The organism is Cronobacter universalis NCTC 9529 (assembly GCF_001277175.1).
GTDB lineage: Bacteria > Pseudomonadota > Gammaproteobacteria > Enterobacterales > Enterobacteriaceae > Cronobacter > Cronobacter universalis.
The window spans coordinates 504,214-515,763 of the sequence record NZ_CP012257.1 but is presented as its reverse complement, the minus strand read 5'-3'; the positions used below and the strand labels follow the sequence as shown (position 1 = coordinate 515,763).

The following is an 11,550-nucleotide window of genomic DNA, read 5'->3' as shown; positions in this document are numbered from 1 at the left end:
CTAAGCAGTATTGTGTTCACTGGAGTCGCACATGGAAATCGCAGAACCGCGTCGTCTGTATCAACAACTGGCCGCCGAGCTTAAGCAACGCATTGAAGAGGGCGTTTATCAGGTAGGTGAAAAACTTCCTGCCGAGCGATTTATCGCCGACGAGAAAAACGTCAGCCGCACGGTCGTGCGCGAAGCCATCATCATGCTCGAAGTCGAAGGCTATGTTGAAGTACGCAAAGGCTCGGGCATCCATGTGATCGCCAGCCAGGCGAAATACCACGCCCCGGCGCCTGAACAGGAGTATGAATTCGCCAGCTACGGCCCGTTCGAACTGTTACAGGCCCGCCAGCTTATCGAGAGTAATATCGCCGAGTTCGCCGCCACCCAGGTGACCAAACAGGACATTATTAAGCTGATGGAGATCCAGGAGAAAGCGCGCAACGAGAAGTTCTTCCGCGACTCTGAGTGGGATCTCCAGTTTCACGTACAGGTCGCGCTCGCCACGCAGAACACGGCGCTTGCCGCTATCGTTGAAAAAATGTGGACCCAGCGCGTTCACAACCCGTACTGGAAAAAACTGCATGAACATATCGATTTACGCACGGTCGACAACTGGTGCGACGATCACGATAACATCCTTAAAGCCCTGATTCGCAAAGACCCGCACGGCGCGAAGCTCGCCATGTGGCAGCATCTGGAGAACACCAAGCAGATGCTGTTTAATGAAACCAGCGACGACTTTGAATTCAACGCCGACCGTTATCTTTTTGCCGAAAATCCGGTGGTCCACCTCGACGCGGCGGCAAACAGCGAAAAGTAGTCCTCTTCTTACCGCGAGGGTAAGCAAACCATATATAGTGTCAGTGTGTGTAAATACCCTCGCCAGCCTTACTCCCGGAAAGCAAAATCATTCTTCAACAAAGCACGATTTCTGTGACGCATCAGGCAGAGCTTTGTTACAATTAGACGCATTTCCTGGTGAATAGTTAGCGCTTGCTTACTTCACTCATCGCACACGGAGCCGTGCCGGCGCCAGGAACGCACAGAGCGCTGTTGACGTCCTTCATACCTCAGAAATGTCGCAATGCTATCTGTTCTACCCCATTGGCTTTAACCGATGTGCCAGGATCACTGAATGGAACTTTTGACACAATTACTCACCGCGCTCTGGAGCCAGGACTTCGAAACGCTGGCCAACCCCGGCATGATCGGCATGCTCTATTTTGTGCTGTTTATGATCCTGTTTCTGGAGAACGGCCTGCTGCCCGCCGCGTTTCTGCCGGGCGACAGCCTGCTGGTGCTGGTGGGGGTACTGATCGCCAAAGGCGCGTTGGGGTATCCGCAAACGGTGCTGCTGCTGACCGCCGCCGCCAGCCTCGGCTGCTGGGTGAGCTATATTCAGGGACGCTGGCTCGGCAATACGCGCATCGTACAGAACTGGCTTTCGCATCTGCCCGCACATTATCACCAGCGGGCGCACCACCTGTTCCATAAACATGGGCTGTCCGCGCTGCTGCTGGGCCGCTTTATCGCCTTTGTGCGCACGCTGCTGCCCACTATCGCCGGGCTTTCTGGCCTCAATAACGCCCGTTTCCAGTTCTTTAACTGGATGAGCGGTCTGCTGTGGGTGGTGATTCTCACCACGCTCGGCTATCTGCTCGGCAAAACGCCGGTGTTCCTTAAATATGAAGACGCCCTGATGTCCTGTCTGATGCTGCTGCCAGTCGTGCTGCTGGTTATCGGCCTGATAGGATCGCTGGTGGTGTTATGGAAGAAAAAACATGGAAACCGGAGCTGAAGGATGGCTTTCACACGCGCGCTTTCTCGTCGTCTTACGCTAACGCTTTCGGCAGGCGCGCTGCTGGCGGCGTTTCTGCTGAGCTGGGCCGCGCTGCAAAAACATGAAACCACGCTGGAAATCCGCCCGGTGTCGCAGGGTGCGACGATCCCCGACGGCTTTTCCGTCTGGCACCATCTCGACGCCAACGGCATTCGTTTTAAAAGTATTACGCCCCAGGATGACATCCTGCTCATCAAGTTCGACGACAGCAATCAGAGCGAAGCGGCGCGCAAAGTGCTCTATCGCTCGCTGCCGCGCGGTTTTGTCATCGCCCAGCAGGAAGAAAAAAGCCTCACCCCCGCCTGGCTCACGCGCCTGCGTCACGATATTCAGCGCCTGGGTTAACCCTTCCAGGAATCTGAATCTTTTCACGGACTTTGGGGTTTGCGCCATTACTTACTATGCTTGAGTAAGCGCAACCCATTGTTCTGTCCGCGCAACACACCGGAATCGCGTCAGGCCGCTGGCCTTACGCAACACAATGGAAGGTTTATCATGAATTACAGCACAGTACTGGCCTTAGCCCTTTTTTCCTGGAATGCCGCAGCGTTTGCCGCCTCCCCCTGCGATGAAAAAGCGCAGGAGATTGAAAAGGAGATCCGCTACGCCGAGCAGCACCAGAATCAGGGCCGCATCGACGGCCTGAAAAAAGCGCTAAGTCAGGTACGGGCCAGCTGCCGCGACGGCGATGTTCTTGCCGAACACCGGCAGAAAGTGGCAAAGAAACAGGCGGAAGTGGCCGAGCGCCGCGCCGAATTGCATGAAGCGTCGCAGAAAGGCGATGCGGATAAAATTGCCAAACGTCGCCACAAGCTCGCAGAAGCTGAGCAAGAGCTTAAGGCGCTGAAAGCTCAAGACTACTGAGCTTATGGATAACCCTCACTTATCAGGAGAGCATTATGTCAAAAGAAAATACCGACCACCTGCGCGCTGAGTTGAAATCGCTTGCCGATACGCTGGAAGAGGTGCTGACCGCCTCCGGGGACAAATCGAAGGAAGAGATGAGCAAACTGCGCAATAAAGCAGAGCGCGCGCTGAAAGACACCCGTTATCACTTAACTGAAACCGGTGATGTGATTGCCAAACAGACCCGCGAAGCGGCGGCGCGTGCGGAAGATTATGTGCGTGAAAATCCGTGGACCGGCGTGGGTATCGGTGCGGCCATCGGCGTCGTGCTGGGCGTGCTCCTGACGCGGCGCTGATTATGACGGAGCCTCGTCACGCGCAAGGGCCGGGTAAAAGCGTTCTCGGCATCGGACAACGTATCGTCACCGTGCTTGTGGAGATGGTGGAAACCCGTTTACGGCTCGCTGTCGTGGAGCTGGAAGAGGAGAAAGCGAATCTCTTTCAGCTGCTGCTGATGACTGGCCTGACGATGCTGTTTGCCGCCTTTGGACTGATGAGTCTGATGGTGCTGCTTATCTGGGCAGTCGATCCGCAGTATCGCCTTAACGTCATGATTGGCACGACCGTCGCGCTGTTTGTACTGGCGCTGATTGGCGGCGTCTGGACGCTCAGGAAATCGCGTCAGTCGACGCTTCTGCGCCACACGCGTCATGAGCTTTCTAACGACCGCCAGCTGCTGGAGGACGATAAGTCATGAGCATGAGCAAAGCCGAGCGCGAAAGGCGCAAAGCGCTGCTGCTCAGTCAAATCCAGCAGCAGCGGCTGGATATGGCGGCCGGTCGTCGCGACTGGCTTGCCGCCACCGGCTCTTACGACCGTAGCTGGAACACGCTGCTGAGCCTGCGCTCCTGGGCGCTGGTTGGCAGCAGCGCGATGGCTATCTGGAGCATCAGGAATCCTAACTTCCTGCTGCGCTGGGCTAAACGCGGATTCGCCGCGTGGAGCACCTGGCGGTTGATTAAAACCACCATGAAACATCCGCTCCCCTGACACTGACGCCTCTCCCCGGAGAGGCGTTTTTTTATCCCCTTCCACATCCTTCATTATTTTTGAATAACTTTGCCAGTTTTCCTTGCTTACATTCCCATCACGCCCGCCCTATGATGCTTTCCATCAACGGCGGAACGCGGATAACCCCGCGCAAAGCAGCCCTTTAATGACAATCAACCTTTCGTGATGAAGCGGGTTTCCTGGAGAGTAAAATGAAAAAATTCGAAGATGCTGGCGTACTGGTGGCACGTATTCTGATGCCGATTCTGTTTATCGTCTCCGGCTTTGGCAAAATTACCGGCTATGCGGGTACGCAGCAGTATATGGAAGCGATGGGCGTGCCGGGCTTTATCCTGCCGCTGGTGGTCCTGCTTGAGTTTGGCGGCGGCCTGGCCATTGTTTTCGGGTTCCTGACCCGCACCACGGCGCTGATTACCGCTGTGTTTACGCTGCTGACCGCCTTCCTGTTTCACAGCAACTTCGCGGAAGGCGTTAACTCGATTATGTTTATGAAGAACTTTTCTATCGCGGGCGGTTATCTGCTGCTGGCGCTGATGGGTCCTGGCGCCTACAGCCTGGATCGTCTGCTGAAAAAGAACTGGTAACTGACTTCACGGCAGGCGGCCCTCACCGCCTGCCTTTTTGCCATACTGAGGGGACACTTCTGACAGGAGAGCATCATGGGACAACTGATCGACGGCGTCTGGCACGACACCTGGTATGACACCAAATCCACCGGCGGCCGCTTTAAGCGCTCTTCGGCGGCGTACCGCAACTGGGTGACCGCCGACGGCGAACCGGGGCCGACAGGCGAAGGCGGTTTCGCGGCGCAGAAAGATCGCTACCATCTTTACGTCTCGCTCGCCTGCCCGTGGGCGCACCGCACGTTAATTCTGCGCGCGCTGAAAGGGCTGGAGTCGTTTATCTCCGTTTCAGTGGTGCATCCGCTGATGCTGGAAAACGGCTGGACCTTCGGCGACGATTTCCCGGCGGCGACCGGCGACACGCTTTATCAGCACGATTTTCTCTATCAGCTGTACCTCCAGGCCGACCCGCACTACTCCGGGCGCGTCACCGTGCCGGTGCTGTGGGATAAAGAGCGTCAGACCATCGTCAGTAACGAATCCGCTGATATCATTCGCATGTTCAACAGCGCTTTCGACGCGGTGGGCGCTCGCGCGGGCGATTACTATCCGCAGGCGCTGCGCGCGGAGATAGATGAGCTGAACGGCTGGATTTACGACACGGTGAACAATGGCGTCTATAAAGCGGGCTTCGCCACCAGCCAGCAGGCGTATGACGAAGCAGTGGAACAGGTGTTCGCCTCGCTGTCGCGCCTTGAGCAGATCCTCGGCCAGCAACGTTATCTGGCAGGCGACCAGCTCACCGAAGCCGATATTCGTCTGTGGACGACGCTCGTGCGGTTTGATCCGGTCTACGTCACGCACTTTAAATGCGATAAGCATCGCATCAGCGATTACCTGAACCTGCATGGCTTTCTGCGCGAGATTTACCAGATGCCGGGCATCGCGGAAACCGTGGATTTCGGGCATATCCGCCACCACTATTTTTGCAGCCACAAAACCATTAATCCGACCGGTATTATCTCCATCGGCCCCTGGCAGGATCTCAATGAGCCGCACGGGCGCGACGAGCGCTTCCGCTAATCCGCTTCGCCCTAAGCCTCTTCTGAAAAATGCGCCGTTCCGACGGCGCTCACACTTTGCGTTTTCCCCCAGGCCGTTTCCTCTGCCGACAGCTAGCATTTAGTTAAGCGATCGCTTTAAAAACAAGTGATTGATGGCAAGGGAGGCGAGAACAGATGTACTGGTACATAAAAGCGTTTAAAAATTACCTCGGTTTTACCGGCAGGTCGCGTCGTAAAGAGTACTGGATGTTCACCCTGGTAAATCTCATCCTCGCGGGCGTGATGCTGGCGCTTGATAGAATGCTTGGGCTGCGCGTTATCGGCGAACAAGGGCTGCTCACGCTGATTTACGGGCTGGCGGTGCTGCTGCCCGCGCTGGCGGTACAGTTCCGCCGCTTGCATGACACTGACCGCACCGCGCGGTGGCTGTTTGTCCTGTTGATCCCGGTTATCGGCTGGCTGATGATCCTCGCGTTCAACACGCAGGAAGGCACCCACGGCGAAAACCGCTTCGGCCCTGACCCGAAACATCATCACTGATCCTCTGGCCGCGTTCCGGCGCGGCACGTTTCTGCTCTCCTTTCTTGTTGCAGCGCCATAAGCGCATAAAGAGTATTGATTAGCTAAACCGGTTTAACTATTGTTTAGCGCAGGATGAATCGAAGGAGATACGCATGTCAGCAAAAGTATGGGCGCTTGGAGATGCCGTGGTGGATCTGCTGCCCGACGGCCACGGCCGGTTACTGCAATGCCCTGGCGGTGCCCCCGCCAACGTGGCGGTCGGCGTGGCGCGGCTTGGCGGCGCGAGCGGATTTATCGGCCGGGTCGGGCGCGATCCGTTCGGGGCGTTTATGACGCAGACGCTGAAAGATGAAAACGTCGATACCCGCGCCATGCATCAGGACCCGGCGCACCGCACCTCGACGGTGGTGGTGGCGCTGGATGACCGTGGCGAACGCTCGTTCACCTTCATGGTGCGCCCGTCCGCCGATCTGTTTCTTACCGCCGACGACTTACCGCCGTTCGGCGCTGGCGAGTGGCTGCACGTCTGTTCGATTGCGCTGTGCGCCCAGCCGTCGCGCGATACCGCCTTTGAGGCGATGGCGCGCATTAAGCGCGCGGGCGGGTTTGTCAGCTTCGACCCGAATATCCGTGAAGATCTCTGGCCCGATACCGCGCAGCTGCGTGAGTGCGTGGAACGCGCGCTGGCGCAGGCGGATGTGGTGAAGCTCTCGCTGGAAGAGCTGGCGTTTATCGCCGGAGCGGATGACGAAGAAAGCGCCCTGGCGCTGGCGCGCCGCCACGCGATCCCGCTGCTGCTGATTACCCGCGGCGCAGAAGGCGTTGACGCCTGTTTTAACGGCGCGTTGCACCACTACCCGGCGGTGAAGGTCGAGTGCGTCGATACCACCGGCGCGGGCGACGCGTTTGTGGCCGGGCTGCTCTGGGGACTTGCGGCGCATGGCCTGTCGGAGAACGCCACGCAGCTTGCGGCCGTTATTGCCGCAGCCCAGGTTTGCGGCGCGCTCGCGACCACCGCCAAAGGCGCGATGACCGCGCTGCCCCGCCTTAACGATCTACAACCACACCTCGTCTGATCCTCTGAGCCGCTGCCGCGGCTCGTTTTGCGAACCGCATCACAATCACTAAACCGGTTTAGCTAATTTAATTGCCAGTAAAAATAAGGCGTGATTATGATTGCCGCCTAAACCGGTTTAGCAAGTCTGCATAATGATGATAACGCCTTCTCAGGGATGCCATACCATGATTAAAAAAAGTACGCTTGCCCTTACCCTTGGCTTAATGGCCGGTGCTCCCGCCGCCTTTGCCGACAGCGATATGTCCAGCATTGAGGCGCGTCTCGCGGCGCTGGAACAGCGTCTTCAGGCCGCGGAACAGCGCGCCAGCGCGGCGGAAACCCGTGCTGAAGCCGCAGAGCGTCAGGCGCAGGCGCTTGCCGCGCAGCAAAAAGCGCAGCAGCCGGTTCAGCCCGTCGCCGCGCAACCTGCGCCACAATCCGCGCCACCATCCGCACCGCAGCCCGCCACGCAAACGGCGGATAATAGCGGGTTTGAATTCCACGGCTACGCCCGCTCGGGCCTGCTGATGAGCGATTCCGCCGCCAAAACGCAGGGCGGCCCATCCTTCACGCCAGCAGGTGAAACCGGCGGCCACGTCGGGCGTCTGGGCAATGAGCCGGACACCTACCTTGAAATGAACCTGGAGCACAAACAGACGCTGGCGAACGGCGCCACCACGCGCTTTAAAGTGATGGTGGCCGACGGTCAGCGCAGCTATAACGACTGGACGGCCTCCACCAGCGATCTCAACGTTCGCCAGGCGTTTACCGAACTCGGCCATCTGCCCACTTTCACCGGCGCGTTTAAAGATGCCACCGTCTGGGCCGGTAAACGCTTCGATCGTGATAACTTCGATATCCACTGGATCGACTCCGACGTGGTCTTCCTCGCCGGTACGGGTGCCGGTATTTATGACATGCGCTGGAGCGATAACGCCCGCAGCAACTTCTCGCTGTATGGCCGCACCTTCGGCGATATCGAGAACAGCGAAAACACCGCGCAGAACTATATCCTGACGCTCAATAACTACGTCGGGCCGGTACAGCTGATGGTGAGCGGGATGCGCGCCAAAGATAACGAAGACCGCGTGGATATCGAGGGCAACCGCGTGAAGAAAGACGCGGCGGAAGATGGCGTGCATGCGCTGCTCGGCCTGCACAACGACAGCTTCTACGGACTGCGCGAAGGCTCCTCGAAAACCGCGCTGCTGTATGGTCACGGCCTTGGCGCGGAAGTGAAATCCATCGGCTCCGATGGCGCGTTACTGCCGCAGGCGGATACCTGGCGTCTGGCGACCTACGGCATGACCCCGCTCGGCGGCGGCTGGCATATCGCGCCGGCGGTGCTGGCGCAGAGCAGTAAAGATCGCTATGTCAAAGGCGACAGCTACCAGTGGGCGACCGCCAACCTGCGCGTGATCCAGGAGATTAACCAGAACTTTGAGCTGCAGTATGAAGGCAGCTACCAGTACATGGATCTGCGCCCGGAAGGCTACAACGCCCGCAACGCGGTCAGCGGCAACTTCTATAAGCTGACCTTCGCGCCGACGCTGAAAGCGGGCGACGTAGGCGAATTCCTCAAGCGTCCGGAGCTGCGTCTGTTCGCCACCTGGATGGACTGGGATCATCGCCTGGATAACTACGCCAGCAGTGACGCCTTCGGCAGCAGCGGCTTTACCGCCGGGGGCGAATGGAATTTCGGCGTACAGATGGAAACCTGGTTCTGATAATAACGGCCCCTGCCGCGCGGGGGCCTGCGTATTGCTGACAACATAAAAAACCACAAGACTGAGGTTGTTATGGATTTTGAACAGATTGCCCGCTCGCTACTGCCGCTGCTCGGCGGCAAAGAGAATATCGCCAGCGCCGCCCACTGCGCCACGCGCCTGCGGCTGGTGCTGGCGGATGACGCCAAAGCCGACACCGCCGCCATCGGCAATGTCGAGGGCGTGAAAGGCTGTTTTCGCAACGCAGGTCAGCTGCAAATTATCTTCGGCACCGGCGTGGTGAATAAAGTCTATGCCGCGTTTATCGCCGCCGCCGGGATCAGCGAATCGAGCAAATCGGAAGCCGCAAGCGTGGCGGCCCGCAAGCTGAACCCGTTCCAGCGCATCGCCCGCCTGCTTTCTAATATTTTTGTGCCGATCATTCCGGCGATTGTGGCGTCCGGCCTGCTGATGGGCCTGCTCGGCATGGTGAAAACCTACGGCTGGGTCAGCCCGGATAACGCGCTCTATATCATGCTGGATATGTGCAGCTCGGCGGCGTTTATCATTCTCCCTATCCTGATTGGCTTTACCGCCGCGCGGGAATTTGGCGGCAACCCGTATCTGGGCGCGACGCTTGGCGGCATTCTCACCCACCCGGCGCTCACCAACGCCTGGGGCGTCGCGGCGGGCTTCCACACCATGAACTTTTTCGGGATTGAAGTCGCGATGATTGGCTACCAGGGCACCGTTTTCCCGGTTCTGCTGGCGGTGTGGTTCATGAGTATCCTGGAAAAACAGCTGCGCCGGATTATCCCGGACGCGCTGGACCTCATCCTGACGCCCTTCTTTACCGTGATTATTTCCGGTTTCGTGGCGCTGCTGGTGATTGGCCCGGCGGGCCGCGCGCTGGGCGACGGCATCTCGCTGGTATTAAGCACGCTGATTACTCACGCGGGCTGGCTCGCGGGGCTGCTGTTCGGCGGGCTCTATTCGGTGATTGTGATAACCGGCGTGCATCACAGCTTCCATGCGATTGAAGCGGGGCTGCTTGGCAACCCGTCTATCGGCGTTAACTTCCTGCTGCCCATCTGGGCGATGGCGAACGTCGCGCAGGGCGGCGCGTGTCTGGCGGTGTGGTTCAAAACCAAAGACGCCAAAGTGAAGGCGATTACTCTGCCGTCAGGCTTTTCGGCGCTGCTCGGCATTACCGAGGCGGCCATTTTCGGGGTCAACCTGCGCTTCGTGAAGCCGTTTATCTCCGGGCTTATCGGCGGCGCGGCGGGCGGCGCGTGGGTCGTCTCTACCCATGTCGGCATGACGGCGGTCGGCCTGACCGGGATTCCGGGCATGGCGATTGTTCAGGCCAGCTCGCTGCTTAACTATGTCATCGGCATGGCGATCGCCTTCTGTATCGCTTTTGCGGTCTCTTACCTGTGGAAATACAAAACGGACGCTGAATAATGACCACCCGCACGCTGCTGCCTGCCATTTTACAGGCCGTGATGAAAGGCCAGCCGGTCGCGCTTGGCGATCGCCACTACCCGCGCTGGCATCTGGCGCCGGTCACGGGCCTGATGAACGATCCAAACGGTTTTATCCAATTTCAGGGGCGCTACCACCTGTTTTATCAGTGGAACCCGCTGGGCTGTGCGCATCAGCATAAATGCTGGGGACACTGGAGCTCGACGGATCTGACGCACTGGCGACACGAGCCGCTGGCGCTGATGCCGGATGAAGAGTATGACCGCAGCGGCTGTTATTCCGGCAGCGCGGTGGATGACAACGGGCGTCTGACGCTCTGCTATACCGGCAACGTGAAATTTGACGACGGCACCCGCACCGCCTGGCAGTGTCTGGCGGTGCAGAACGCGGACGGCGGCTTCGACAAGCTCGGCCCGGTGATGACGCTGCCCGGCGGCTATACCGGCCATGTGCGTGATCCGAAAGTCTGGCGTCACGGCGAGCACTGGTACATGGTGCTGGGCGCGCAGGATCTGGAATTGCAGGGCAAAGTGCTGCTGCTGCGCTCCGACAATCTGTGGAACTGGGAAAACCTGGGCGAGATCGCCGGCAGCACGCTCGGCGGGCTCGGCGAGGCGGGTTATATGTGGGAGTGCCCGGATCTCTTCATGCTGGACGGCAAAGCGATTCTGATCGCCTGCCCGCAGGGGGTGACGCGCGAAGAAAAACGCTATCTCAACACCTACCCGAGCGCGTACCTGTGCGGCGAGCTTGATTACGACACGCCGGAATTTCGTCACGGCCCGCTGGAGGAGCTGGACGCCGGTTTTGAGTTTTACGCGCCGCAAACCACGCTGGCCAACGATGGCCGCCGGTTACTCATCGGCTGGATGGGCGTGCCGGACGGCGAAGAGATGTTGCAGCCGACGGTGGCGCAGGGCTGGATCCATCAGATGACCTGCCCGCGCGAACTGACGCTGCGCGACGGTAAACTCTGCCAGCAGCCGGTACGCGAGCTCGCCGCGCTGCGCGGCGAGGAGCGGCGCCTGGAGGGCGTGGCCGCCACGCTCTCACCACTCGCGGCGGAAAGCCTGGAGCTGATGCTGGAGGCGCAGGGCGACGTCACGCTCGATTTCGCCGCCACCCTGCGTCTCGAATGGACGCGCGACGGTCTGCGGCTTTCGCGCCGGAGCCTCGCCACCGGCGAGTGGATGTATCGTTACTGGCAGGGCGACGCCCGCCGCCTGCACATTTTGTGCGACCGCTCGAGCGTTGAGATTTTCATTAACGACGGCGAAGGCGTGATGAGCAGTCGTTATTTCCCGGCGACCGACGCGACGCTTGGCTTTGAGGGCGACGCGCAACTCCGGCTGCGCTACTGGTCGTTACGCGCCTGCATGGTAGAATGAGGGTTTGACCACTCACC

Annotated in this window: 14 protein-coding genes; all 14 read left to right on the top strand. The window is 59.0% G+C overall.

Going from position 1 to position 11,550, the window contains the following annotated elements:
- Window positions 1-31 precede the first annotated feature (31 nt).
- The 14 genes from exuR to AFK65_RS02355 all read left to right on the top strand — a co-directional run bounded on the left by exuR (window position 32) and on the right by AFK65_RS02355 (window position 11,533).
- Window positions 32-811, top strand: a complete 780-nt coding sequence (exuR, locus tag AFK65_RS02420) for a transcriptional regulator ExuR (RefSeq protein WP_007705145.1) — start codon at window positions 32-34, stop codon at window positions 809-811.
- A 315-nt stretch (window positions 812-1,126) separates the two neighbouring features.
- Window positions 1,127-1,789, top strand: coding sequence for a DedA family general envelope maintenance protein YqjA (gene yqjA / locus AFK65_RS02415; protein ID WP_004385816.1), 663 nt, complete (start codon window positions 1,127-1,129; stop codon window positions 1,787-1,789).
- A 3-nt stretch (window positions 1,790-1,792) separates the two neighbouring features.
- On the top strand, window positions 1,793-2,176 hold the full coding sequence (mzrA, locus tag AFK65_RS02410; protein ID WP_007705142.1) for an EnvZ/OmpR regulon moderator MzrA: 384 nt from the start codon (window positions 1,793-1,795) through the stop codon (window positions 2,174-2,176).
- Between the two features lie 150 nt (window positions 2,177-2,326).
- Window positions 2,327-2,695, top strand: coding sequence for a DUF1090 domain-containing protein (locus AFK65_RS02405; RefSeq protein ID WP_007705140.1), 369 nt, complete (start codon window positions 2,327-2,329; stop codon window positions 2,693-2,695).
- Between the two features lie 35 nt (window positions 2,696-2,730).
- Window positions 2,731-3,033: a DUF883 family protein gene (locus AFK65_RS02400; protein ID WP_004385819.1), complete on the top strand. Its 303-nt coding sequence runs from the start codon at window positions 2,731-2,733 to the stop codon at window positions 3,031-3,033.
- Window positions 3,034-3,035: 2 nt separating this feature from the next.
- Entirely contained in the window at window positions 3,036-3,434 is a 399-nt protein-coding gene (locus AFK65_RS02395) for a phage holin family protein (RefSeq protein ID WP_007705137.1), read from the top strand.
- Window positions 3,431-3,727: a YqjK-like family protein gene (locus AFK65_RS02390; protein WP_007705135.1), complete on the top strand. Its 297-nt coding sequence runs from the start codon at window positions 3,431-3,433 to the stop codon at window positions 3,725-3,727. The genes AFK65_RS02395 and AFK65_RS02390 overlap by 4 nt, the downstream gene beginning before the upstream one ends.
- A 212-nt stretch (window positions 3,728-3,939) precedes the next feature.
- Complete coding sequence (locus AFK65_RS02385; RefSeq protein ID WP_007705126.1) at window positions 3,940-4,332, top strand: DoxX family protein; 393 nt, start codon at window positions 3,940-3,942, stop codon at window positions 4,330-4,332.
- A gap of 75 nt (window positions 4,333-4,407) precedes the next feature.
- Window positions 4,408-5,394: a glutathione S-transferase family protein gene (locus AFK65_RS02380; RefSeq protein WP_007705124.1), complete on the top strand. Its 987-nt coding sequence runs from the start codon at window positions 4,408-4,410 to the stop codon at window positions 5,392-5,394.
- A gap of 155 nt (window positions 5,395-5,549) precedes the next feature.
- Entirely contained in the window at window positions 5,550-5,915 is a 366-nt protein-coding gene (locus AFK65_RS02375) for a DUF805 domain-containing protein (protein WP_038858181.1), read from the top strand.
- 134 nt (window positions 5,916-6,049) lie between these two features.
- Window positions 6,050-6,973 carry an aminoimidazole riboside kinase gene (locus AFK65_RS02370; RefSeq protein WP_007705120.1) on the top strand — a complete coding sequence of 308 codons (924 nt, stop codon included), beginning with the start codon at window positions 6,050-6,052 and terminating at the stop codon, window positions 6,971-6,973.
- Between the two features lie 166 nt (window positions 6,974-7,139).
- Window positions 7,140-8,681, top strand: coding sequence for a carbohydrate porin (locus AFK65_RS02365; protein ID WP_007705118.1), 1,542 nt, complete (start codon window positions 7,140-7,142; stop codon window positions 8,679-8,681).
- 72 nt (window positions 8,682-8,753) lie between these two features.
- Window positions 8,754-10,124, top strand: coding sequence for a sucrose-specific PTS transporter subunit IIBC (locus tag AFK65_RS02360; RefSeq protein ID WP_007705111.1), 1,371 nt, complete (start codon window positions 8,754-8,756; stop codon window positions 10,122-10,124).
- Entirely contained in the window at window positions 10,124-11,533 is a 1,410-nt protein-coding gene (locus AFK65_RS02355) for a sucrose-6-phosphate hydrolase (RefSeq protein ID WP_038858183.1), read from the top strand. Before AFK65_RS02360 ends, AFK65_RS02355 begins: the two co-directional genes overlap by 1 nt.
- Window positions 11,534-11,550 lie beyond the last annotated feature (17 nt).